General features: G+C 69.0%; 26 protein-coding genes and 1 tRNA gene. 17 read left to right on the top strand and 10 right to left on the bottom strand.

Annotated elements, in window-relative coordinates; translation table 11 throughout:
* Positions 1–6 precede the first annotated feature (6 nt).
* Genes FMM06_RS04660 through yajC form a run of 5 tightly spaced genes read right to left on the bottom strand, consistent with a single transcriptional unit; the run spans position 7 to position 5,059 of the window.
* Entirely contained in the window at positions 7–1,479 is a 1,473-nt protein-coding gene (locus FMM06_RS04660; RefSeq protein WP_143555005.1) for a capsule assembly Wzi family protein, read from the bottom strand.
* A 10-nt stretch (positions 1,480–1,489) separates the two neighbouring features.
* Positions 1,490–2,179 (bottom strand): phosphocholine cytidylyltransferase family protein, encoded by a 690-nt coding sequence (locus tag FMM06_RS04655; protein ID WP_143555004.1) that lies wholly within the window; start codon positions 2,177–2,179, stop codon positions 1,490–1,492.
* Positions 2,180–3,124 (bottom strand): protein translocase subunit SecF, encoded by a 945-nt coding sequence (gene secF, locus FMM06_RS04650; protein WP_143555003.1) that lies wholly within the window; start codon positions 3,122–3,124, stop codon positions 2,180–2,182.
* Position 3,125: 1 nt separating this feature from the next.
* Entirely contained in the window at positions 3,126–4,715 is a 1,590-nt protein-coding gene (gene secD, locus FMM06_RS04645; RefSeq protein WP_143555002.1) for a protein translocase subunit SecD, read from the bottom strand.
* The gene (gene yajC, locus FMM06_RS04640) at positions 4,715–5,059 is read right to left on the bottom strand and encodes a preprotein translocase subunit YajC (protein ID WP_143555001.1); all 345 of its coding nucleotides are present in this window, start codon (positions 5,057–5,059) and stop codon (positions 4,715–4,717) included. Before yajC ends, secD begins: the two co-directional genes overlap by 1 nt.
* An 86-nt stretch (positions 5,060–5,145) precedes the next feature.
* Between yajC and FMM06_RS04635 the strand changes: the two genes are divergently transcribed.
* From FMM06_RS04635 to FMM06_RS04625, 3 genes are read left to right on the top strand one after another with little or no spacing between them, the layout of a single operon-like run.
* Positions 5,146–5,952, top strand: a complete 807-nt coding sequence (locus FMM06_RS04635) for an ATP-binding protein (RefSeq protein WP_143555000.1) — start codon at positions 5,146–5,148, stop codon at positions 5,950–5,952.
* A gap of 51 nt (positions 5,953–6,003) precedes the next feature.
* Positions 6,004–6,744 carry a DUF3011 domain-containing protein gene (locus FMM06_RS04630; RefSeq protein WP_143554999.1) on the top strand — a complete coding sequence of 247 codons (741 nt, stop codon included), beginning with the start codon at positions 6,004–6,006 and terminating at the stop codon, positions 6,742–6,744.
* A 22-nt stretch (positions 6,745–6,766) separates the two neighbouring features.
* Positions 6,767–7,501, top strand: a complete 735-nt coding sequence (locus FMM06_RS04625) for a DUF3011 domain-containing protein (protein WP_143554998.1) — start codon at positions 6,767–6,769, stop codon at positions 7,499–7,501.
* A 6-nt stretch (positions 7,502–7,507) separates the two neighbouring features.
* Here the strand turns inward: FMM06_RS04625 and FMM06_RS04620 are convergent.
* From FMM06_RS04620 to FMM06_RS04610, 3 genes are all read right to left on the bottom strand, one after another.
* Positions 7,508–7,584 (bottom strand) — tRNA-Arg (locus FMM06_RS04620).
* A gap of 13 nt (positions 7,585–7,597) precedes the next feature.
* Positions 7,598–7,876 carry an NADH dehydrogenase ubiquinone Fe-S protein 4 gene (locus FMM06_RS04615; RefSeq protein ID WP_143554997.1) on the bottom strand — a complete coding sequence of 93 codons (279 nt, stop codon included), beginning with the start codon at positions 7,874–7,876 and terminating at the stop codon, positions 7,598–7,600.
* 19 nt (positions 7,877–7,895) lie between these two features.
* Entirely contained in the window at positions 7,896–8,912 is a 1,017-nt protein-coding gene (locus FMM06_RS04610) for a polyprenyl synthetase family protein (protein WP_143554996.1), read from the bottom strand.
* 100 nt (positions 8,913–9,012) lie between these two features.
* Here FMM06_RS04610 and FMM06_RS04605 point away from each other — a divergent pair, with 100 nt between their 5' ends.
* The 9 genes from FMM06_RS04605 to FMM06_RS04570 all read left to right on the top strand — a co-directional run bounded on the left by FMM06_RS04605 (position 9,013) and on the right by FMM06_RS04570 (position 13,813).
* Positions 9,013–9,291 carry a chorismate mutase gene (locus FMM06_RS04605; protein WP_143554995.1) on the top strand — a complete coding sequence of 93 codons (279 nt, stop codon included), beginning with the start codon at positions 9,013–9,015 and terminating at the stop codon, positions 9,289–9,291.
* 15 nt (positions 9,292–9,306) lie between these two features.
* A complete protein-coding gene (locus FMM06_RS04600; protein WP_143554994.1) occupies positions 9,307–9,936 on the top strand; it encodes a glutathione S-transferase family protein in 630 nt (209 codons plus the stop codon).
* A gap of 62 nt (positions 9,937–9,998) precedes the next feature.
* Complete coding sequence (locus tag FMM06_RS04595; RefSeq protein ID WP_143554993.1) at positions 9,999–10,202, top strand: hypothetical protein; 204 nt, start codon at positions 9,999–10,001, stop codon at positions 10,200–10,202.
* 72 nt (positions 10,203–10,274) lie between these two features.
* Positions 10,275–10,724: a MarR family winged helix-turn-helix transcriptional regulator gene (locus FMM06_RS04590; protein ID WP_143554992.1), complete on the top strand. Its 450-nt coding sequence runs from the start codon at positions 10,275–10,277 to the stop codon at positions 10,722–10,724.
* 16 nt (positions 10,725–10,740) lie between these two features.
* Entirely contained in the window at positions 10,741–11,043 is a 303-nt protein-coding gene (locus FMM06_RS16690; protein WP_185965040.1) for a CC_3452 family protein, read from the top strand.
* On the top strand, positions 11,040–11,504 hold the full coding sequence (locus FMM06_RS04585; protein WP_207790238.1) for a PaaI family thioesterase: 465 nt from the start codon (positions 11,040–11,042) through the stop codon (positions 11,502–11,504). Before FMM06_RS16690 ends, FMM06_RS04585 begins: the two co-directional genes overlap by 4 nt.
* Positions 11,505–11,526: 22 nt before the next feature.
* The gene (locus FMM06_RS04580) at positions 11,527–12,537 is read left to right on the top strand and encodes a zinc-binding dehydrogenase (RefSeq protein ID WP_143554990.1); all 1,011 of its coding nucleotides are present in this window, start codon (positions 11,527–11,529) and stop codon (positions 12,535–12,537) included.
* Positions 12,522–13,241, top strand: coding sequence for an SDR family NAD(P)-dependent oxidoreductase (locus tag FMM06_RS04575; RefSeq protein ID WP_143554989.1), 720 nt, complete (start codon positions 12,522–12,524; stop codon positions 13,239–13,241). Before FMM06_RS04580 ends, FMM06_RS04575 begins: the two co-directional genes overlap by 16 nt.
* The gene (locus tag FMM06_RS04570) at positions 13,235–13,813 is read left to right on the top strand and encodes a 2-hydroxychromene-2-carboxylate isomerase (RefSeq protein ID WP_143554988.1); all 579 of its coding nucleotides are present in this window, start codon (positions 13,235–13,237) and stop codon (positions 13,811–13,813) included. The genes FMM06_RS04575 and FMM06_RS04570 overlap by 7 nt, the downstream gene beginning before the upstream one ends.
* Here FMM06_RS04570 and FMM06_RS04565 read toward each other — a convergent pair.
* A complete protein-coding gene (locus FMM06_RS04565) occupies positions 13,810–14,889 on the bottom strand; it encodes an alpha/beta fold hydrolase (protein WP_143554987.1) in 1,080 nt (359 codons plus the stop codon). The two genes, FMM06_RS04570 and FMM06_RS04565, sit on opposite strands and share 4 nt — an antisense overlap.
* Before the next feature lie 102 nt (positions 14,890–14,991).
* Between FMM06_RS04565 and gatC the strand changes: the two genes are divergently transcribed.
* Entirely contained in the window at positions 14,992–15,279 is a 288-nt protein-coding gene (gatC, locus tag FMM06_RS04560; RefSeq protein WP_143554986.1) for an Asp-tRNA(Asn)/Glu-tRNA(Gln) amidotransferase subunit GatC, read from the top strand.
* Positions 15,279–16,748: an Asp-tRNA(Asn)/Glu-tRNA(Gln) amidotransferase subunit GatA gene (gatA, locus tag FMM06_RS04555; RefSeq protein WP_143554985.1), complete on the top strand. Its 1,470-nt coding sequence runs from the start codon at positions 15,279–15,281 to the stop codon at positions 16,746–16,748. Before gatC ends, gatA begins: the two co-directional genes overlap by 1 nt.
* A 7-nt stretch (positions 16,749–16,755) precedes the next feature.
* Here the strand turns inward: gatA and FMM06_RS04550 are convergent, their stop codons facing one another.
* A complete protein-coding gene (locus FMM06_RS04550; RefSeq protein WP_185965039.1) occupies positions 16,756–17,595 on the bottom strand; it encodes a class I SAM-dependent methyltransferase in 840 nt (279 codons plus the stop codon).
* Positions 17,596–17,920: 325 nt separating this feature from the next.
* On the opposite strand from FMM06_RS04550, the gene FMM06_RS04545 reads away from it, so the two are divergent.
* The 3 genes from FMM06_RS04545 to gatB all read left to right on the top strand — a co-directional run bounded on the left by FMM06_RS04545 (position 17,921) and on the right by gatB (position 21,405).
* Positions 17,921–18,328, top strand: a complete 408-nt coding sequence (locus FMM06_RS04545; RefSeq protein ID WP_185965038.1) for a GtrA family protein — start codon at positions 17,921–17,923, stop codon at positions 18,326–18,328.
* Positions 18,329–18,752: 424 nt separating this feature from the next.
* Positions 18,753–19,907, top strand: coding sequence for an acyltransferase family protein (locus FMM06_RS04540; RefSeq protein WP_143554982.1), 1,155 nt, complete (start codon positions 18,753–18,755; stop codon positions 19,905–19,907).
* A gap of 37 nt (positions 19,908–19,944) precedes the next feature.
* Positions 19,945–21,405: an Asp-tRNA(Asn)/Glu-tRNA(Gln) amidotransferase subunit GatB gene (gene gatB / locus FMM06_RS04535; protein ID WP_143554981.1), complete on the top strand. Its 1,461-nt coding sequence runs from the start codon at positions 19,945–19,947 to the stop codon at positions 21,403–21,405.
* Positions 21,406–21,477: the final 72 nt, after the last annotated feature.

Raw genomic sequence — 21,477 nt, 5'->3', positions numbered from 1 at the left:
CAACGCCTAAAAGCGCGAGCGGAAGGCGATCTCGATCGCCGGCGTCAGCTTCGAGGTGCCCGGCGTATCGGGGCCGTCGTTCTGCAGCCGCCCCTCGACCCGGACGTCGCCGAACTGCGATGGCCATTCGACGCCCGCGGTCGCGACTTGGATCGTCTCGCGGTTGCGCGTCAGGCGGTTGCGCGGCTGGTTGCCGGGCGGAATGCCGCCCAGATTGCTGCGGTACAGGTCGATGTCGCGAAGCGATGCGTACCAGCGCCGGTTGCGCGTATCGTTGACCGCCCCCGACACGGCGATCGTCCGCGTGTCGCCGTCGAGCGAATAGCCGATGGGCTCGCGCTTGTAGGTAAAGCCGTCGACGTAGATGAAGTTGTTGTAGACCGAGCCTGGGTACTTCCGCCCGCCGAACAGCTGCGATCCCAGTGTGTCGGTGACCTCGACATTGGCATTCCAGCTCGCGCCCTTCTTGCCCAACGGGCCGCTCAGCGCGATACCCGCCAGCCGCGCGAACTGTTCGATGATGACATTGTCCTCGTCCTCGGCCTCGGCCTCCGCGTAGATCTGCGTGGTGACGTTGCCGATGTTGCGCGTGAAGCTGATGTCGAACCCGGCCAGCTGGTTACCCGGCTCGCTGGGCGTCCCGGTGTTGTCGGCGTTGCCGAAGCCGATCAGCGCCTTGCCGATCGTCTTGGCGCCGCACGGTCGCCCCCGCCCGCACAGCTGGAGCGCACGGTTGAGGCCGATCTCCAGCCCGTGGACGGGTTCGAAGGCGACGCGGATACCGATGATGCCGGTGTTGTCGAAGTCGCGCTTCTCGGTCAGCACGCCGGCGAAGACGTCGAGGCGGATCGGGCCCAGCCACTTCAGCACCGGCAGGCCGATCGGGTCAGGTGACAGGCGCTTGATGCCGACCTTGGGGAAGGGCCGCGCCGAGTTGGAGAACAGCAGCGCGCCGTCATGACCGGGGCCGAACCATTCCTCGACGTAACCGCCGTACAGCGCCCAGTTGCCGATCTGCACCGCGGCATAGGTCGGCTCCAGGTGGAAGTCCTTGCCGCGCTGGCCGTTGCGATAGCCGACGCCGTAGCTGAGATACAGCGGCCCGACATCGTGGCTGGCGCGCACCGACACGTCGGCATTCTCGCGCGCGCCGCCGCCGAAATCGCGGACCAGCTGCGGGTCGGTGGTGCCCGCGGCCTTGAATTCATAGACGGTGCGGCGCTGCGCCATGTCGCTGTGCGCCTTGACGCGCGCGAGTGCGGCGGCAAGGTGCGGCGGCAGGGCGACACCCTCGTTGAACGCGATGCCATTGTCGATCTGCGCCCAGGGCAGCGGCCAGGCATTGATCGGGCCGCGGATGATCCGCGCGGCCTTCAGCATCTCGATATCCTGCCGGAACTGGCGGTCGTTGCCTTCGGCCCAAGGCGACGCCTGGGCGGCACCGGCGACGAGCATCAGGGCGAGGAGGAGGCGCTTCATGCCCGCCGCCCTACTCCGCCAGCCACGCCTCCGCCAGCGCCAGCGCACGCGGGTCGTCGATGTCGAGCCAGTCGTGTTGCGAAATGTCGACAGTCGCGGCGCGGTCGCGCGCCGCCAGCGCCCGGACGCCGTCCGAAAGCCCGGGGTTGTCGAGGCCGGCCAGCGTGTCCGTAAGCACCGGGGTGATGACGAAGACCCCGCAATCGTAGGCGTCGTAGACGGGGATTTGCTTGCCGATGCCGACGATCCGCGCGGCTCGCGTCGCGACGCGCGTCACGTCGTCCTCGTCGACCCAGGGGTGCCCCAGCCGCCGGTCGATGCCGAGCGCCAGCGCGTCGTCCCCCAGGTCGTGCGCGATCATCGCGGCGTACAGCGCCGGGGCAACGAGATGGTCGGCCATGCACAACAGTGCGCGCGCCTCGAGGTGCGGCGCGGCGGCAGCGAGCGACACGCCGTTCGGCGCCGCCCAGCCGGGATTGTCGACGAGCGTCAGCGGCAGCGTGTCGGCGGCTTCGAGGACCGCGCGGACTTGCTCGCCCGCATAGCCCAACACGATCACCGCTGACGTCGCTCCCCCAGCGCGCAGCCGGTCGAGCGTGTTGAGGATCAGCGGCCGCCCGGCCACCGGTGTCAGCGGCTTGACCGGCGAGGCATCGCGAAGCCGCGTGCCCTGCCCCGCCGCCAGGATGACCGCCTGCACCTACTTCGCGCGCACCACGCGCTCGCCGCGTTCGATCGGCGCCTCGGCGCGCGACTTGACACCGAGCGAGATGAGCAGCGACGACGACACGAAGATTGACGAATATGTCCCGACGACGATGCCGAGCACCATCGCCGCGGTGAAGCCGAAGATCACGTCTGGACCCAGGAACAGCAGCGCGAGCAGTGCCGCGATCAAAGTCACCGAGGTCATCACCGTGCGCGGCAGCGTCTCGTTGACGCTGAGGTCGATGATGTGGCCGATGTCCATGCTGCGGTATTTGCGCAGATTTTCGCGGATGCGGTCGTCGATGACGACCTTGTCGTTCAGCGAATAGCCGATGATCGTCAGCACCGCTGCGACGATGTTGAGGTCGAACTCCAGCTGCGTCAGCGCGAAGAAGCCCATCGTCACGGTGATGTCGTGGACCAGCGCGACGACGGTCGACACGCCGAAATGCCATTCGAAGCGGAACCAGGTGAACAGTGCGACCGCGAGCATCGACAGGCCCACCGCCCATAGCCCGCCCTGGATCAGCTCGCCCGACACCTTGCCGCTGACCGATTCGGTGCGGCGGATCTCGGTGCCCGGATACTTTGCCTTGAGGTCGGTCTGGACCTTCGAGACGACACGCTGCACTGCGGCCTGGTCGCCCTCGGGAAGCGGCAGGCGGACGAGGATGGTGCGGGCGTTGCCGAATTCCTGCAGCGCCGACTGACCGACACCCAGCCCGTCGACCTGCTCGCGCAGCGTGTCGAGCGGCGGCGGTGCCTTGAACTCGACCTCCATCGTCAGACCACCGACGAAATCGACGCCGAGGTTGAGACCACGGATGCCGAGCAGCGCCAGGCTGCCGATGGTCAGCGCCAGCGTCAGCGCGAACGCGATGTAGCGCAGCCGGACGAAGCCGATGTTGGTGTTGTCGGGGACGAGCTTGAGGGTCATGTCAGATCGCCAATGCCACGGGTCGCCGCGTGCGCAGCCAGTTCGATGCCATCAGGCGCACCACGGTCACCGCGGTGAACACGCTGGTCGCGATGCCGATCGCGAGCACCACAGCGAACCCCTTGATGGGGCCCGAGCCGAACAGGAACATGATGATCGCGACGATGATGTTGAGCGAGTTCGCGTCCCAGATCGTCCGCGTCGCGTCGCGGAAACCCACTTCGACCGACTGGACGACGCCCTTGCCCTTGCGCCGCTCCTCGCGGATGCGCTCGTTGATCAGCACGTTGGCGTCGACCGCCGCACCGATGGTCAGCACGAGGCCCGCGATGCCCGGCAGCGTCAGCGTGAAGCCGCCGACCGACATCAGCCCGAGGATCATGAACACGTTGAGGATCAGCGCGAGCACCGCATAGATGCCGAAGCGGCCGTAGGTCAGGATCATCAGCAGCGACACGGCGATCACCGCGACGATGCCCGCGATCGTGCCGGCGCGGATCGAGTCGGCCCCCAGATCGGGACCGACGGTACGCTCCTCGACGACCTTCAGCTCGACGGGCAGCTTGCCCGAGCGCAGCAGGATCGCGAGATTGTTCGCGCTCTCGGTCGTGAACGACCCCGAGATGATGCCGCTGCCGCCCAAGATCGGCTCGTTGATGTTCGGCGCCGAGATCACCTTGTTGTCGAGGATGATCGCGAAGGGCTTGCCGACATTGTCCTGCGTCGCCTTGGCGAACTTGCGCCCGCCGTTGGAGTCAAAGCGGAAGCTGGCGGCGGGCTGGCCGTTCTGGTCGGTGGTCAGGCCGGCGTCGATCAACTGGTCGCCGGTGATGATGGCACGGCGCTTGACGACGATCGCGCCCGGCTGATCGGTGAAGCCCAGCACCTGGCTGCCCGCGGGCGCCCGGCCCTGCGCCGCAAGCGCCGGATCGGCGGCGATGTCGACGAGCTTGAACTCCAGCTTAGCGGTCTTGCCGATCAGCGCCTTCAACGCCTCGGGATCCTGCAGGCCGGGGACCTGGACGACGATGCGGTTGGTGCCCTGGCGGACAATCGTCGGCTCGCGCGTGCCGAGCTCGTCGATGCGCTTGCGGATGACCTCGACCGCCTGTGCCATCGCGCTGTCGATCGCTTCGGCGGTGCCAGCGTCGGTTTCGGTGATGACGATGCGGTTGCCGTCGACGACATTGACCTCGATGTCGCGCACGCCGGTCAGGCCCTGGGTCGGGCTCGAGAGCTTGCGCAGCGCTTCGACGGCGCGGTCGAGGGTCGTCGGGTCGGTGATAGTGACGCTCAGCCGCTCATTGGCGGTCGACAGGTCGGCAAAGGGCGCCTTGGCATCGCGCAGCTCGGTGCGGACGCTATCCTCCAGCGCCTCGAGCTTCGCCTTGCGGACGTCGGACGTCTCCGCCTCGAGCATCAGGTGCGACCCGCCGCGCAGGTCGAGCCCCAGGTTCAGGCGGCTCTTCGGCAGGAACGACGGCCAGTTGTTGACCGTGCTTTCGGGGAAGAAATTGGGGACCGCGAGCCCGACGCACAGCGCCGAGACGAGCGCGATCAGCCAGACTTTCCACGCCGGAAAGTCGAGCATCAACGCTTTCCGTCGTTCGCCGCCGCGGGCAGCGTCTTGGAACGGACTTCGCTGAGCGTGCCGCGCACGACGCGCAGCTTGACGGTGGGGGCGACCTCGACCTCCAGCTCGTCGTCCTTGATGCGCGTCACCTTGCCGACGATGCCGCCGCCGGTGACGACCTCGTCACCCTGCTTGACGGCGTCGAGCATCGCCTTGTGCGCCTTCATGCGACGCTGCTGCGGCCGGATCATCAGGAAATAGAAGATCACGAAGATCGCGATGAGCGGCACGAACTGGCCGAACATTGCGAGCCCGCTCGGCGGCGCGGGGGCGGCCTGGGCAAAGGCCGGGGATGCGAACATGAAGGTCTTTCGAATGGCCTGAGGCTAAGCGGCGGCTCTTAGAGCGCAGGTGGCAATTAGGCAATCGTCACGGCATAGCGGCCGGAATGACCGACGACCTTCTCGCCCGCATCGCCGCCGCGCTCGAGCGCCTGGCACCGCCGCCCGCCCCGTCCGCCGACCTATCGGGCAACAGTTTCGTCTGGGCTGACCGCCGCCTGACGCCGGTGACCGCGGCGCGTGCTCAGCCGCTCGACGTGTTCGCCGGCGTCGATGCGCAGCGCGATGCCCTGCTCCAGAATACGCGCCGCCACGCCGCCGCCCTGCCCGCGCACGACGTGCTGCTGTGGGGCGCGCGCGGCATGGGCAAGTCGTCGCTGGTCAAGTCGGTCGCCGCCGCGGTGCGCGCCGCGGGGCACGACCTGATGCTGGTGCAGGTCGGCCGCGACGACATCGGCACGCTGGGCACGCTGTTCGATGCCATGCCCCCTCGCCGCGCGCTGGTGTTCGCCGACGACCTGTCGTTCGAGGCCGATGAAACGCAGTACAAGGCGCTGCGCTCGGTCCTCGACGGCGGCATCGCGGCGCGGCCGGACGGGGTGCGGCTGGTCGTCACGTCGAACCGCCGCCATCTGGTGCCGCGCGCCCACGCCGATGGCGACGCGATCAATCCGCGCGACGTGCTCGACGACCGGCTGGCGCTCGCCGACCGCTTCGGGCTCAGCCTGGGCTTCCACAACGCCGATCAGGACACGTATCTCGCGATCGTCGCGCGCTATGCCGCTGCGCACGAGCTGGCCTTTGACGAGAGTGCCGCGCTGGCCTGGGCGACCGGGCGCGGCAACCGCTCGGGGCGGGTGGCTTGGCAATATATCGAGGAAATCGCTGGTTCTGCAGGTCGGCGTCTGGACTGACGGCACTTGTCGGCGCATCGTTCGTTACGCGTGCAACAAAAGGGGAGACCGATGATGTTGCGCTGGACGATCGCCTTGAGCCTCGCCGCCATTCCCGTCAGCATCGCGACGCCCGCGAATGCCCAGTACGGCGGCGGCGGGGGCCCGCGCCAGATCAAGTGCGAAAGCTGGAACTACAAGCCCGCGCAATGCCCGGTCGAGCTGCGCCGCCGCGCCGATGTCGACGTCGTCCAGGTGCTCGGCGGCCGCTGCGTCGAGGGACGGACGTGGAACTGGGACCGCCAGGGCATCAGCGTCAGCGGCGGCTGCCGCGCGATCTTCGCGATCAGTGGCGGCGGTAGCGGCGGCGGCTTCCCGGGCGGCGGTGGCGGCGGGCGCGACACGGTGACCTGCGAGTCGTTCAAGTACAAGTACAAGACCTGCGAACTGCCCGGTCGCGGACGCCCCGACCTCGTCCGCGTCATCGCGGGCCAGTGCGTCGAGGGCCAGAGCTGGGGCGGGCGTGGCGGCGAGGTGTGGGTCGACAAAGGCTGCCGCGCGATCTTCGCGGCGTCGCGCGGCGGCGGCGGTGGGCCGGGTGGCGGCTTCCCCGGCGGTGGCGGCGGGCCGCGGCTGATCACGTGCGAATCGTGGAACTACAAATACGCCGAATGCCCGACGCCGTCGCGGCGGGTCGAGCTCGACAGCGTCATCGCCGGCCAGTGCCAGCAGGGCATCGGCTGGGGCATCGCGCGGCGCGGCGGCATCTGGGTCGACAAGGGCTGCCGCGCGCGCTTCCGGACCTTTGGCTGACAACTCGAAACGGGGGACTGACATGACGAGACTGATCGCAGGCGCCGTCGTCGTGGCGCTGGTCACGGCGCAGGGCGCGGTGGCGCAGGACGGCCGCTACTATCAGGGCGGCGGCGGCAATTATGGCGGGGCGAGCCAAGTCCGCTGCGAGTCGTTCAACTATCGCTACAAGCGCTGTCCGATCGACACGCGCGGCGGCGTGTCGATCTCGCGGCGCATCGCGGGCGACTGCAATTCGCGCAACTGGGGCCATGACCGCCGCTCGATCTGGGTCGACAACGGCTGCCGCGCGATCTTCTCGACCGGCTACAACAACGGCAACGACAATGACGGCAAGGGCCCGTCGACCGGGGCGGTCATCGCCGGCGTCGCGGTCGCGGGCGGGCTGATCGCGCTGCTCGCCGGCAATGCCGCGAACAAGAAGAAGAAGAAGGAGCGCGAGGCTGCCGCTGCCGCTGCGGACGCCGGGCCGGTCATCCACCCGCCGCAGCCGCCCGCCGCACTCGTCGCCAACCTCGACGCGGTCCCGTCGGGCGCGCGCTCGTCGGTGCAGACCTGCCTGTTCGAGGCCGCGCGCCAGATCGGTGCGACCGGCGGGACCCGGCTGGCCTACGACGTCGCCCAGTCGCTCGAGCCCGGCAACGGCGGCTGGCGCCTGCGTGCCGCAGTACGCGCGACCTATCCCGACGGCGTCCGCGACGTGCCGATGTACTGCCGCGCAACGCCGAGCAAGGTGATCGAACTGACGTTCGGGTGACTGGAGTGGCGCGCCCGGCTGGACTCGAACCAGCGGCCTCAGGATTAGAAGTCCCGCGCTCTATCCAGCTGAGCTACGGGCGCGCAAACCGGGAAATCATCTGAAATTGTCGGCGTAGGCCTGCAGGCGCAGCGGCTTGGCGGGCAGCCGCTCGACGCGGTAGGCGAGCCCGTTCGCCTCGGCATAGGCGACCGCCGCCGCCTCGCTGGCGAAGCTCAGCTCGACCTGGGTGCCGGTGTCGCCCGATCCGATCCAGCCGGTCAGCGGGTCGTGGCGCTGCGCCTCGCCACGCTCGCGCACCAGCACCCATTGCCCGACACGGGCACGGCCCGACTGGGTGGTCGACTTCAGGCGTTGGAAGATGCGCGCGGTCATGGCCGCAGCCTCTAGCAGATCAGAAGGCGCGCGCCACGGCGAACTCGACCGTCTCGATCAGCGCATCGCGCGCCGCGCCGTGCTGGAACGACGCCAGCGCATCGATCGCACGCGCGCCGTACAGCCGGGCGCGTGCCAGCGTGTCGTCGATGGCGCCCGACGAATGGAGCAGCGCTGTGGCATGGCGCAGTTCTTCCTCGCCCGCCGCGCGGCCCAGCATGGCGTCGCGCCAGAAGCGCCGCTCGGCCTCGGACCCGCGCGCGTGTGCCAGGATGACGGGCAAGGTCACTTTGCCGTCGCGGAAGTCGTCGCCCGAATCCTTGCCCATCGTGCCGGCGTCGGAGACGTAATCGATGGCATCGTCGACGAGCTGGAAGGCGATGCCCAGGTTGCGCCCGAAGCTTTCGAGCTCGGCCTCCACCGCATTGCCGCGCTCGGCGACGACAGCGGCGATCTGGCACGCGGCAGCGAACAGCACGGCGGTCTTGGCGGTGATGATCTCGAGGTAGCGCTCCTCGGTCGTCGCGACGACGCGCTGCGCGGTCAGCTGCGCGACCTCGCCTTCCGCGATCACGGCGGAGGCGTGGCTGAGAATCTTGAGAACGCGCAGGCTGCCGTCCTCGACCATCAGCTCGAACGAGCGGCTGAACAGGAAGTCGCCGACGAGCACGCTCGCCGGGTTGCCCCAGATCGTGTTCGCGGTCGCCTTGCCGCGCCGCAGGTCCGACCCGTCGACGACATCGTCGTGGAGCAATGTCGCGGTGTGAATGAACTCGACGCACGCCGCCAGCTTGTGGTGGCGGGTGCCGGCATAATCGAACAGCTGCGCGCAACCGAGCGTCAGCAGCGGCCGCAGGCGCTTGCCGCCGCCCGCGATCAGATGACCCGCCAGCTCGGGGATCAGCGCGACCGGGCTGTGCATGCGCTCCAGGATCACGGTGTTCACCGCGTGCAGCCCCGGCGCGCACAGCGCCAGCAGCGGCGAGAGTGACGGCGCCGCATCGCGCGGGCGCAGGGGGTGAACGGACGCCGACATGGGCGCTGTCTTAACGGCGGGTGGCGGTCGCGCAACCCTCCCTCTGGCCTTGCGCTTGCGGCACGCCGTCGCGATGGTGCGCATAAGGCGGGGAGAGACGATGAGCGACGAGACCTTGCGCGGCTACCGCGACAGCATCGACAACATCGATGCGGCGCTGGTCTTCCTGCTCGCCGAGCGGTTCAAGACAACGCAGGCGGTCGGGGCCTACAAGGCGCGCGCCGGCCTGCCGCCCGCCGATCCGGGGCGCGAGGCGGCGCAGATCGCCCGGCTGCGCGCCCTCGCGGCGTCGGCCAAGCTCGATCCCGAATTCAGCGAGAAATTCCTGCGCTTCATCATCGACGAAGTGATTCGCCACCACGCCGCCGCCCAAGCCTGAACCGGAGAGTTTCCCATGGCCGAGCTCGTTTTCTACACCAACCCGATGTCGCGCGGACGGATCGTCCGCTGGATGCTGGAGGAGGTCGGCGCGCCGTACCGGACCGAGATCATGGGTTACGAGGGCGCGATGCAGTCGCCCGAGTTCCTGGCGATCAACCCGATGGGCAAGGTGCCGACGATCACCCACGGCGGCGCGGTCGTCACCGAAGCGGCGGCGATCTGCGCCTATCTCGCCGATGCCTTTCCCGACGCCGGGCTGGCCCCTGCGCCCGCCGACCGCGCCGCCTATTACCGCTGGCTGTTCTTCGCCGCCGGCCCGGTCGAGGCGGCGATCGTCAACAAGTCGCTCGGTGTCGAGGTGCCCGCAGAGCAGGAGAAGATGGTCGGCTATCGCAACCTTGAAACCGCCGTCTCGACCCTCGAAACGGCGCTCGGCGAGGGACCTTGGCTGCTGGGCGAGCAGTTCACCGCCGCCGACGTCTATGTCGGGGCGCAGATCACCTGGGGCCTGGCGTTCGGCTCGCTGCCAAAGACGCCGGCGTTCGAGGCCTATGCCGCGCGTCTCCACGCCCGCCCCGCCGCCGCCCGTGCCCGCGAGATCGACGACGCCCTGCTGCCCGAGGAAATGCGCGGCAAGATGTGAGGCCGTTGTGACGGGCACGCCGATCGGCTATGCCGCGCAGGCGAAACGAGGTGGAGGCGGGGATGCGTAAGGGTGCGATCGTGGCGGCGCTGGCAGTGGCGACGGTCGTCGCGGCGCAGACCGAGCGCGGCGCGCAGCTGACGCTGGCCTTCGAGGACCGCTTCGATCCGTCGCCAAGCCAGGTCAAGCTGGGCATGGAGATCGCGGGCCTCGCGCTCGGTATCGCAATCAGCTGGACGCGCGACCGGCCGACACTGGCAATGTGAGATAGAAGGGCTTTCGCGCGCCGCAGGAAAATAGTGCGATACATGCAATTGCAGCTGGTTTAGCGTCGCCCGGTGACTGCCGCCCTCGCCTCTCGACCCGACGCCCCGACGATCGACGACTGCATCGCGCTCAAGGTGCGGCGGCTGGCGCGCAAGGTTACGCAGATCTACGACGACGCCCTCGCGCCGCACGGGCTGACCGTCGGACAGCTCGGGATTCTGGCCGGGCTGCGCCGGTCGCGCGGGGTCGGCATCGCGGCGCTCGCCGAGCAGCGATCGACCGACGCCTCGACCGTGTCGCGCCTCGTGCGCCCCCTCGAGCGCGCCGGGCTGCTGTCGATCGAGCCTGACCCCGAGGATCGCCGCGCCAAGCTGCTGCGCCTGACCGATGCCGGCGCGGTGCGCGTCCGCGCCGCCGCCCCCGCATGGACCGCCGCGCAGGCCCAGGTCGGCGACCTGCTCGGCCAGTCACGACTGTCGGCGCTGCGCTTCATCGTCGACGACGCCTTCGACCATCTTTGACCTCAGGAGACCTGCCATGCGCTTTGCCCTTCTCGCCCTTATAGCTGCAATTGCAGCATCCCCGGCGCTTGCCGAGACGGTCGCCGGCACCGCGACGCTCGCTGCGCCCGCCGCCCAGACGAAGATCGTCGGCGAGGGCGGCGTCTGGCGCTGCAGCGGCACCACGTGCACCGGTCCCGCCGATACGCGCGCCCGTCTCGCCGTCGCCGCATGCAGCGCGGTCGCCGATGCCAACGGTCGCGTCGTTGCGTTCAGCGCTGGCGGCACCGAATTCGCCGCCGCCGAGCTGGCGCGCTGCAATCGCCACGTGAAGTCGTGACCCTACCCCTCGACGCGGTGCGCGCCATGCCGGGCATCGACCTGATGCGCGCGATGTTCGCGGGCGACCTGCCGCGCGCGCCGATCGCGCTGCTGCTTGGTTTCGACGGCGGCGCCGTCGGCGAAGGCTGGGTGGAGTTCAGCGGCGTGCCCGGCGAACAGCATTACAACCCGCTCGGCACGGTCCACGGCGGCTATGCGGCGACCATGCTCGATTCGTGCATGGGCTGCGCGGTACACACGACGCTGAAGGCCGGCATCGGCTACACGACGATCGACATGAACGTCACCTACCTGCGTCCGATGAACGCCGCGACGGGGCGCGTGACGGCGCGCGGCGAGGTCATCACTTCGGGCCGCCGCGTCGCGACGGCGCGGGCGACCTTGACCGACACCCGCGGCAAGCTGATCGCCACCGCGACGACGAGTTGCCTGGTGTTCCCGCTCGGCGACAGCGCCTAGCATCGCGGGCGGGGAGACCGACATGCAGAACCGCGCCGCGATCGTTCGCAAGACCGGAGGGCCCGAGCGCATCGAGGTCGTCGACGTGCCGATGCCGATGCCCGGGCCGGGCGAAGTCCTCGTCGCGGTCGAGGCGACGGGCATCGCGTTTGCCGACGTCGTGATGCGGATGGGCGTGTACCCGGGGGTCACGGTGCCCTTCACCCCGGGCTATGAAGTCGTCGGGCGGGTGATCGGCGGCGAGGGCTTTGCCGAGGGCACGCGCATCGCCGCGCTGACCGTGACCGGCGGCGCCGCGCGCTTCGCCGTGGTGCGTGCCGCCGACTGCGTGGCGGTGCCTGGCGGCGTCAGCAGTGCGCAGGCGGCGGCGCTGGTGCTGAACGGGCTGACCGCTTTCCAGATGCTGACCCGCTGCGTCGCGCAGCCGTCGGTCGAGAAAATGCTGGTATGGGGCGCGGCGGGCGGCGTCGGGTCGATCCTGCTCGCGCTGGGCAGGCACTTCGGCATCGACACCTACGGCGTCGCGAGCGGCAGTCGCCGGGACTTCGTCCGCGACCACGGGGCAACGCCGATCGACCGCGGCGGCGATGTCGCGGCGCAGGTCCGCGCGGCGAGCGGCGGCGGGGTCGATGCGGTGTTCGACGGCGTCGGCGGACCCAATGTACGGATCAGCGAGGCGGCGCTGCGGGACGGCGGCGCGCTCGTGATGTTCGGCTTCCAGGGCGCGCTGGGCGGCAGCGAGCGGCTCAATCCGTTGCGTGCGGCGAAGGCGATGCTGACTTCGCCGCGGCGCAGTGCGCAGGCGCAGTTCATGACCGGCAAGGGCCTGCGCGGCTATCTGATCACCCAGTGGCAGACGGCACACCCGAATTTCTACCGCGACGATCTGGCCGAGGTGTTGCGCCTCGCCGCCGAGGCCAGGATCGTGCCGGCAATCGCCGCCGAACTGCCGCTCGACCGCATCGCCGACGGCCACCGGATGATCGGCGCCGGGACAGCGCAAGGAAAGATCGTGATATGTCCGCAGCAATAGTCATCGGTGCCGGCGACGCGACAGGCGGCGCAATCGCGCGCGCATTCGCGGCGAAGGGCCTCGTCGCCGTGCCGGTGCGGCGCACCGCGGACGCGCTCGCGCCACTCGCGGCGCAGATCGAGGCCGACGGCAACGCCTGCGTGCCGATTGCCTGCGACGCGCGCGACGAGGATGCCATGGTCGCGCTCTTCGACCGCGTCGAGGCCGAGATCGGACCGTGCGAGGTCGCGGTGTTCAACATCGGCGCCAACGTCCCCTCCCCCATCCGCGACGAGACGGCGCGCAAATACCGCAAGATCTGGGAGCTGACCGCGCTGGCCGGCTTCCTGACCGGGCGCGAGGCGGCGCGGCGCATGGTCCCCCGCGGGCGGGGCAGCATCCTTTTCACCGGCGCGACCGCCAGCCTGCGCGGCGGCGCCGGTTTCGCGGCGTTCGCGGGCGGCAAGCATGCGCTGCGCGCGCTGGCGCAGTCGATGGCGCGCGAGCTCGGGCCGCTGGGGGTGCATGTCGCGCACGTCGTCGTCGACGGCGCGATCGACACCGCCTTCATCCGCGACACCTTCCCCGAACGCTATGCGATGAAGGCCGACGACGGCATCCTGAACCCGGACAGCATCGCCGCCATCTTCACCATGCTCCACGACCAGCCGCGCGACGCCTGGACGCACGAGCTCGACCTCAGGCCCTGGAGCGAAAAATGGTAATCGAGTTCCTCTTCGATTTCGGGTCGCCGACGACCTATCTCGCGCACAAGCGGCTGCCCGCGATTATCGCCCGCACCGGCGCGACGGTCGACTATGTGCCCGTCCTCCTCGGCGGCGTCTTCAAGGCGACGGGGAATGCCTCGCCCGTGAGCGTGCCGGCCAAGGGGGCGTACATGAACGCCGACATGGGGCGTTTCGCGGCGCGCGAGGGGATCGTGCTCAACTTCAATCCGCACTTCCCGATCAACACGCTGCAGCTGATGCGCATCGCGGCAGGGCTGAAGGACGATGCGCGCTTCGAGGCCTATGTCGACGCGACCTTCGACGCGATGTGGGCGCAGCCGGTGAACATGGGCGACCCCGCGGCTGCCGCGGCCGCCTTCGCAGCCGCCGGCCTCGACCCGGCCGAACTCGGGGCGATCGCCGAGGCGCAGGCGTCGAAGGACCGGCTCAAGGCCGCAACCGAGGCTGCGGTGGCGCGCGGCGTGTTCGGCGCGCCGACCTTCTTCGTCGATGGCGCGATGTATTTCGGCCAGGACCGGCTCGACTGGGTCGAGGCCGCCGTCGCCTAGTCGGTCGCCTTCATCAGCGCCTTGAGGTCGTCGATCCAGAAGGCCGCCCAGGTGTGGGTCGAGTGGCCGCGGCCATCGACGCTTTCGGGGATCAGGCGGAAGGTCGCGCGGGGCATCTTCCTGACCTCGCGCTCGGCGATGCCGAGGTTCGGCGGGTTGATGAAATCGTCCGCCGAATTGATCCACACGACCGGCACGGTGATCTTCGCGAGGTCCGGCGACGGGTTGTAATCGCGCGAGGCGTCGAGCTGCCAGATCAGGTCGTTGGCGTCGCGCCCCGCCAGATCGGTCGGCACCCGCTTCTCGACCGCCGCATCGACCGCGGCGCGCGTCGGCAGCTCGGCCTGGAGGCGCAGCGGCACCGACCCCGCCATCATCGACAGCGCGACGGCGGTGCGCAGGCCCGCTACCGGCTGCGTCTTGTACTCCCCGCCCGCATAGGCCGGGTCGGCGCGGATCGCGTCGATCGACAGCTTGCGCCACATGCGGTTGCGCCCCGCGATCTCCACGGTCAGGCACGCCGTGGGCATCATCGCGCGCGCGAAGCCCGGATAGGTCTCGCCCCAGACGAAGGCGTGCATGCAGCCCATCGACGTGCCCATCAGCAGGCGCAGCCGGTCGACCTTCAGCCCCTCGGTCAGCAGCCGGTGCTGCAGCGCCACCATGTCGGCATAATTGTAGCGCGGGAATTTGGCGCGCAGCCCGTCGCTCGGCTTCGACGACTTGCCGTGCCCAATGCTGTCGGGAAGGATGACATAGGTCTTCGCCAGGTCGAGCGGCGCGCCGGCGCCGTACAGCCGGTCGGCGAACTGCGGCTGCAGGAACTGCCTGCCCGTCCCGCCGGTGCCGTGGAGCACCATCACCGCATTGTCGATCCGCCCCTGCGCATCGCGGCGCGGCGTGCCCAGCGTCGTGTAGTGCATCCGCACGTCGAGCGTCTCGCCCGGGGCGAAGGTGAAGCCGCGGATCGTCACGTCGCCCTCGGTCGTCGGCCACGCGCTGACCGCGGCGGCGGGCGGGGCGGCGACGGGTGCGGGGGTGGCGGCGGCGAGGAGCAGGGCGAGGCTGAGGATCATGATCCATGTTTAGCGTCCGCCCGCGCGCCTGCGAAGGGTGCACTCGCCTTGAAGCGCGGACGCCCTGCGTGCTACCGCCGCAGCCACCCCGTTGGAGCAGCCATGTCCGTCGATGCCGCCACCGTCAAACGCATCGCGCATCTCGCGCGGATCAAGCTGAGCGAGGCCGAGGCCGCGCCGCTGCAGGGCGAGCTCAACGCCATCCTCGGCTGGATCGAGCAGCTCGGCGAGGTCGACACGACGGGCGTCGCGCCGATGACCGCCGTCATTCCGATCACGCGCGCCTGGCGTGATGACGTGGTGACCGACGGCGACGCGCTCGACCGCGTCCTCGCCAACGCGCCTGCGTCCGATTTCGGCTTCTACGCCGTCCCCAAGGTTATCGAATAATGCTGACCGACCTGACCATTGCCGCGATGCAGAAGGGCCTGCGCGCGCGCGACTTCTCGGCGGTCGAACTCGCCGACGCGCACATCGCTGCGGTCGAAGCGGCACGCCCGCTGAACGCCTTCATCGTCGAGACCCCCGACCACGCCCGCGCCGCCGCCGAGCGGGCCGACGCCGCGCTGGCGGACGGCAGCGCCGGGCCGCTCGCGGGCATTCCCTTGGGCATCAAGGACCTGTTCTGCACCGCCGGCGTGCAGACCACAGCGGCGTCGAAGATCCTCGAAGGCTTCGTGCCGACCTACGAATCGACCGTCACTGCCAAGCTGTTCGCCGACGGCGCGGGGATGCTCGGCAAGCTCAACATGGACCAGTTCGCGATGGGCTCGTCGAACGAGACGAGCGCGTTCGGCAACGTCGTCTCGCCGTGGCGCAGCGCGGGGTCGAACCGGCCGCTGGTGCCCGGCGGCTCATCGGGCGGCTCCGCCAGCGCCGTCGCGGCGCGGTTGTGCGCGGGGGCGACGGGGACCGACACCGGCGGCTCGATCCGCCAGCCCGCCGCGTTCGTCGGCATTGCGGGCATCAAGCCGACCTATGGCCGCTGCTCGCGCTGGGGCGTCGTGGCGTTCGCCTCGTCGCTCGACCAGGCCGGACCGATGGCGCGCGACGTGCGCGACTGCGCGATCCTGCTCAAGTCCATGTCGGGCTACGACCCCAAGGATTCGACCTCGCTCGACCTGCCGGTCCCCGATTTCGAGGCGGCGCTGACCGGCGACCTGAAGGGCCTGCGCATCGGCGTGCCGCGCGAATATCGCCTCGACGGCATGGACCCGAACATCGCGGCGCTGTGGGACCAGGGTCTCGCCTGGCTGCGCGACGCGGGCGCGACGGTCGTCGACGTGTCGCTGCCGCACACGAAATACGCCCTGCCCGCCTATTACATCGTCGCGCCGGCCGAGGCGTCGTCGAACCTCGCGCGCTATGACGGTGTCCGCTACGGGCTGCGCGTCACGCCCGAGGGGGGCAATCTGGCCGACATGTACGAGGCGACCCGCGCCGCGGGCTTCGGTCCCGAGGTCAAGCGCCGCATCATGATCGGCACCTATGTGCTGTCGGCGGGCTTTTACGACGCCTATTATATCCAGGCGCAGAAGGTCCGCACGCTGATCGCGCGCGACTTCGCAAACGCCTTCGAGGCGTGCGACCTGCTGCTGACCCCGACCGCCCCCAGCGCGGCGTTCGCCGCCGGCGACAAGTCCGATCCGCTGGAGATGTACCTCAACGACGTCTTCACCGTGCCCGCGTCGATGGCGGGCCTGCCCGCGATGTCGGTCCCCGCCGGCCTGTCGCCCAGCGGCCTGCCGCTCGGCCTGCAGATCATCGGCCCGGCGCTGGGCGAAGCCGCGGTGCTCAACGCCGGCTATGCGATCGAGCGCGCCGCAGGCTTCGCGGCGCGGCCCGACCGCTGGTGGTGATGGCGCGCTAGACGCGCTGAAACCAGAACGACCCCGGCTGGTTCGGCAGCAGCTCCGTCAGGACGGGGCAGGCTTCGCGCAACAGCTCGGGATGGTCGTTCACCAGCCAGTTCAGCGCGCAGACCACCTTGAATGCCGGATTGAACGCAAGGAACGCCTCGAGCAGATACTGCTCGTTCCACATCCGCATGTCGTCGATGACCCATCGGTGGTGGTAGTCGCGCGGCGTGAAGATGTCGTGGACCTGGATCAGGACGCCCGGCTTGAGACGCGGATAGATTTCCAGAACCTCGCGCAGCACGTCGCCTTGCGGCCGGATGACGTGCGAACTGTCGACGAACAAGATGTCACCGGCCTCGAGGGTATCGAACAGGGTCAGGTCGACCATCTCGACCCGCTCGCGCTGCACCTTGACGCCGACAGACTCGAGCCACGGCATTTCATACGGCTCGATGCAGATCTGCTCGCACGTATAGTCGGGATCGTCCGCCTGGTTACGCAGGATCGCCATCCGCGCGACCAGCGTCGATCGGCCGGACCCCACCTCCAGGATGCGCTTCGGCCGGTCGCGGCGGATGACGCCATACAGGATCTCGGCATCGCCCGATGAGAAGAACTTGTTCCTGAACCCGTACTTGGTGTCCGACGCCTGCTCCATCGGGATCGCGCGCAGTTCCTCGGCGAAGCACAGCCCTTCCAAAAAGGCCCGATGTTCGTCGAGATCGAGGACCAGTCCCGGCAGCTGTCGCACCTCGCGCAGTTCGTGGCGCAGGTCACGACCGGTTACCATCGGCGAATAATAGTGATGCGGCACGATTGCGAAGCCGCCGGCGTTGGCCCGTCGCACCGACAGCGGCAAGCTCCGCCGATGTTTCGCAAGCGCCCCCAGCACCGGCGATGCCGCCGTCGTGAATCCGGCGATCAAGTAATCGGCCGCAGTTCGTATGATCGGATTCGATGCCATCTATGTGTCCCGTCCCTACGGCGCTGTAATGACCGGGACAGTCGGCCCCCGTCTACCCAAAAGATGACTACAAGACGCCAAGCGACACACCCAGACCTTAGGGATGGCGGATCGGGTGGCGCAAGGGTTAAAGAGCGGCGATGACTGGCCATTCGACGATCAGTGAGACATGGCCGGACCGGACCGCACGGTTGCGGGGCGACGCCGCGTGACCGACTGGCGTCCGCTCGCCGGCAAGGCCGCGCGCTATCTCGTCACCGGTGGCACCGCTGCGCTCGTCGACATCGGCTGCTTCACCCTCGCGCTGGAGGCCGGGATCGCCATTGTCCCCGCTGCGACCCTCAGCTTCATGGTCGGGGCGGTCGTCAACTATTGGCTCAGCGCACGCTTCGTGTTCCGCCAGAAGCGGTCGCTGCGCGGCTATCTTCTCTTCGTCGCGGTGGCGACGCTCGGCCTGATCCTGAACGTCACGCTGACCGCGCTGATCGCCGCGCACACGCCGGTGCCGCCGGTCCTCGCCAAGGTGATCGCCATCGCTATCGGCTTCGTCTTCAACTTCACCCTGAACGTGCTGGTCGTCTTCCGCGCCCGTGATGGCGACGCCGCGAGCATCTAGAAGCACGCGGGATCGGGCCGTCGTCGAGATCACGCGTCGTGTCCGCCGCTGTTTTCGCTTCACGACGTGCGAATTTTCGCACCCGCGTTGCTCTTCGCGACGTTCAAAGCATCGTTGAGTTAACCGGACCAAAGGATTTGACTTAATCGGTTTCGGTAACGAAACTGAAATGAGGGCAGGTGGACGGCCGGGGGCACTGGCATGATCACGGGTTTCATCATCGGCGTGCTGACGACATTGCTCGTCGTCTGGATTGCCGCGCGCGTCCGCAAGGCGAAACTCGCGCCGAAGAAGCTGCTTGGCGACTGGTAGCGATTTAAGTGCGATCCGTCTGACGCACAGCCCCAACATTATCGTAGCGTTAGTCTCCTTCGGCTAGGGCCGTGACGGTCCCGGTCCGGGGATCCGCTGTGGGTGAGCCCGAATGATTCCAGGCGTCAGGCGCTTCGCCGCGCTCGATGCGCTTCGCGGGCTGTGCGCGTGCCTCGTCTGCCTGTTCCATTTCAGGGCGAACTCGTCCGTCGCCGACGCGGCGTTCATTCGCCAGAGCTGGCAGTTCGTCGACTTCTTCTTCGTCCTGTCGGGCTTCGTCATCGCCGCCAATTATCGCGACCGGCTTGCGGCGCACATGCCGACGGGGCAGTTCATGCTGCTCCGGCTGGGGCGCATCTATCCGCTGCACGCCTTCATGCTCGCGGTCTTCGTCGCGACCGAACTGACCGCGCTGGCGCTGGGCAGCGGCGGTGCGGCTGGCCGCGCGCTGTTCGACGAGGCCCATTCGGCGCGCGCGATCCTCAGCAACCTGCTGCTCATCCAGAGCGTCGGGTTCGAGGACCGGCTGACGTGGAACCAGCCGGCGTGGAGCATCGCGGTCGAGATCTGGGCCTATCTGCTGTTCGCGCTCGCGGTGCGCGCCTTCGGTCGCGGGCTGGACGCGGCACTCGTCGTCGTTGTGGTGGTCGCGCCGCTGCTGCTGTTCGCGCTCGCCGGGAGCATCAACGTCAGCTTCGACTATGGCCTGATCCGCTGCGTCTACGGCTTCGCGCTCGGCGTGCTGTGCTGGTCGATCTGGGGCCGCTGGGGCGACGCGCTGCTGGCACGCGCACGCGGCTGGACCGCGCTCGAGATTGCGGCAGGCGGCGCGGTCGCGCTGTTCGTCACCTACGCTGGTCCGACCGCATGGAACCTGCTCGGCCCGCCGCTGTTCGCGGCGGCGCTGCTGGTGTTCGCACGCGAGGGCGGCGCGGTGTCGCGCGCACTTGCGACGCCTGTCCCGCTGCTGCTCGGCACGCTCAGCTACTCGATCTACATGGTGCACAGTTTCGTCCAGTCGCGCTTCGACGACGTGCTGCTCGCCGTCGAGCGGCTCACCGGTACGCCGCTGACCACGCGGGTCGTCGATAACGGCCCGCCGGAAATCCTTGCCGGCGCTGACCCGGTGCAGGGCGTGCTGCTCACTATCCTGATGCTCGCGGTCGTCGTCGCGGTGTCGTGGCTGACCTATCGCTTCGTCGAGGTGCCCGCCCAGCGCTGGTCGCGGCGCGCCGCCGATCCCGGCCGGACGCACGTGCGCGGTTGAGCTTTCCCTGTCGCGCGGCGCGCGCTATCCCGGCCCCATGACCGCCACCTACACCGTCGCCGGCAAGACCGGCCCCTGGGAAATCGTCGTCGGGCTCGAGGTCCATGCCCAGGTGATCAGCGCGTCGAAGCTGTTCTCCGGCGCCGCGGCGACCTATGGCGGCGCCCCCAACACGCATGTCAGCCTGGTCGATGCGGCGATGCCCGGCATGCTGCCCGTGCTCAACGGCGAGTGCGTGCGCCAGGCCGTGCGCACCGGCATGGCGCTCGGCGCGCAGATCAACCGCTGGTCGCGCTTCGACCGCAAGAACTACTTCTATGCCGACCTGCCGCAGGGCTATCAGATCAGCCAGCTGTACCACCCGATCGTCGGCGAGGGCGCTCTGACCGTCGAGCCCGAGGGCGAGGAGCCCAAGACGATCGGCATCGAGCGCATCCACCTCGAACAGGATGCCGGCAAGTCGGTGCACGACCAGTCGCCGACGCTCAGCTACGTCGACCTCAACCGCTCGGGCGTCGCGCTGATGGAGATCGTCTCCAAGCCCGACATGCGCTCGCCGGCGCAGGCGGGCGCGTACGTCCGCAGCTTGCGCGAAGTGCTGCGCTACGTCGGCAGCTGCGACGGCAACATGGACGAAGGCAGCATGCGCGCCGACGTCAACGTCAGCGTGCGCCGCCCCGGCGAGCCGTTCGGCACGCGCACCGAGACCAAGAACGTCAATTCGGTCCGCTTCATCATGGCGGCGGTCGAATTCGAGGCGAAGCGCCAGGTCGAGGTGCTCGAAGGCGGCGGCACGATCGTCCAGGAGACGCGGCTGTTCGACCCCGACAAGGGCACGACGCGCTCGATGCGGTCGAAGGAGGACGCGCACGACTATCGCTACTTCCCCGATCCCGACCTGCTACCGGTCGAGCTGACCGACGCCTTCCTGAGCGAGTGCGAGGCGAGCCTGCCCGAACTGCCCGCCGCGAAGCGCACGCGCTTCGAGACCGTGCTGGGGATCAGTGCCTACAACGCCGCGGTGCTGACGGCCGACAAGGACACCGCCGACTGGTTCGAGGCGCTGCTCGCCACCGGCGTCGAGGCCAAGAGGGCCGCGAACTGGGTGACCGGCGACCTGTTCGGCGCGCTCAACCGGCTCGACAAGGACATCGCCACCTCGCCCGTCACCCCGGCGGCGGCGGGCGAACTGCTCGCGCTCAGCGCCGACGGCACGCTGTCGGGCCCGCTCGCCAAGCAGGTCTTCGAGATCATGCTCGAAACCGGCGAAGCCCCGGGAGCCATCGTCGAGGCGCGCGGCCTGCGCCAGGTCAGCGACACCGGCGCGATCGACGACGCCATTCAGGCCATCCTCGCCGCGAACGCCGACAAGGTCGCGCAGTACAAGGCGGGCAAGGAGGCGCTGTTCGGCTTCTTCGTCGGCCAGACGATGAAGGCGATGGCCGGCAAGGCGAGCCCCGCGGTGGTCAACGAGCGGCTGAAGGCGGCGCTCGCATAGCCGCCGGAGGCGTTAACTCTCATCCGATTACATCGCTTCGATCCTCGACCGTTATGGACGGCACCTGCTGTC

Source organism: Glacieibacterium frigidum (assembly GCF_007097155.1).
In the GTDB taxonomy this organism is placed as follows: domain Bacteria; phylum Pseudomonadota; class Alphaproteobacteria; order Sphingomonadales; family Sphingomonadaceae; genus Glacieibacterium; species Glacieibacterium frigidum.
The sequence above is the reverse complement of the archived record's forward strand: the minus strand, read 5'-3'. Positions and strand labels throughout refer to the sequence as shown.

Excerpts from the sequence above, each read along its gene's own strand:
- FMM06_RS04660 (WP_143555005.1), bottom strand. The coding sequence starts at position 1,479 with ATGAAGCGCCTCCTCCTCGCCCTGATGCTCGTCGCCGGTGCCGCCCAG.
- gatA (WP_143554985.1), top strand. The coding sequence starts at position 15,279 with ATGCTGACCGACCTGACCATTGCCGCGATGCAGAAGGGCCTGCGCGCG.
- FMM06_RS04630 (WP_143554999.1), top strand. The coding sequence starts at position 6,004 with ATGATGTTGCGCTGGACGATCGCCTTGAGCCTCGCCGCCATTCCCGTC.
- yajC (WP_143555001.1), bottom strand. The coding sequence starts at position 5,059 with ATGTTCGCATCCCCGGCCTTTGCCCAGGCCGCCCCCGCGCCGCCGAGC.
- FMM06_RS16690 (WP_185965040.1), top strand. The coding sequence starts at position 10,741 with ATGCGCTTTGCCCTTCTCGCCCTTATAGCTGCAATTGCAGCATCCCCG.
- gatB (WP_143554981.1), top strand. The coding sequence starts at position 19,945 with ATGACCGCCACCTACACCGTCGCCGGCAAGACCGGCCCCTGGGAAATC.
- FMM06_RS04595 (WP_143554993.1), top strand. The coding sequence starts at position 9,999 with ATGCGTAAGGGTGCGATCGTGGCGGCGCTGGCAGTGGCGACGGTCGTC.
- FMM06_RS04540 (WP_143554982.1), top strand. The coding sequence starts at position 18,753 with ATGATTCCAGGCGTCAGGCGCTTCGCCGCGCTCGATGCGCTTCGCGGG.
- FMM06_RS04610 (WP_143554996.1), bottom strand. The coding sequence starts at position 8,912 with ATGTCGGCGTCCGTTCACCCCCTGCGCCCGCGCGATGCGGCGCCGTCA.
- secF (WP_143555003.1), bottom strand. The coding sequence starts at position 3,124 with ATGACCCTCAAGCTCGTCCCCGACAACACCAACATCGGCTTCGTCCGG.
- secD (WP_143555002.1), bottom strand. The coding sequence starts at position 4,715 with ATGCTCGACTTTCCGGCGTGGAAAGTCTGGCTGATCGCGCTCGTCTCG.
- FMM06_RS04615 (WP_143554997.1), bottom strand. The coding sequence starts at position 7,876 with ATGACCGCGCGCATCTTCCAACGCCTGAAGTCGACCACCCAGTCGGGC.
- gatC (WP_143554986.1), top strand. The coding sequence starts at position 14,992 with ATGTCCGTCGATGCCGCCACCGTCAAACGCATCGCGCATCTCGCGCGG.
- FMM06_RS04625 (WP_143554998.1), top strand. The coding sequence starts at position 6,767 with ATGACGAGACTGATCGCAGGCGCCGTCGTCGTGGCGCTGGTCACGGCG.
- FMM06_RS04565 (WP_143554987.1), bottom strand. The coding sequence starts at position 14,889 with ATGATCCTCAGCCTCGCCCTGCTCCTCGCCGCCGCCACCCCCGCACCC.
- FMM06_RS04605 (WP_143554995.1), top strand. The coding sequence starts at position 9,013 with ATGAGCGACGAGACCTTGCGCGGCTACCGCGACAGCATCGACAACATC.
- FMM06_RS04600 (WP_143554994.1), top strand. The coding sequence starts at position 9,307 with ATGGCCGAGCTCGTTTTCTACACCAACCCGATGTCGCGCGGACGGATC.
- FMM06_RS04575 (WP_143554989.1), top strand. The coding sequence starts at position 12,522 with ATGTCCGCAGCAATAGTCATCGGTGCCGGCGACGCGACAGGCGGCGCA.
- FMM06_RS04580 (WP_143554990.1), top strand. The coding sequence starts at position 11,527 with ATGCAGAACCGCGCCGCGATCGTTCGCAAGACCGGAGGGCCCGAGCGC.
- FMM06_RS04570 (WP_143554988.1), top strand. The coding sequence starts at position 13,235 with ATGGTAATCGAGTTCCTCTTCGATTTCGGGTCGCCGACGACCTATCTC.
- FMM06_RS04635 (WP_143555000.1), top strand. The coding sequence starts at position 5,146 with ATGACCGACGACCTTCTCGCCCGCATCGCCGCCGCGCTCGAGCGCCTG.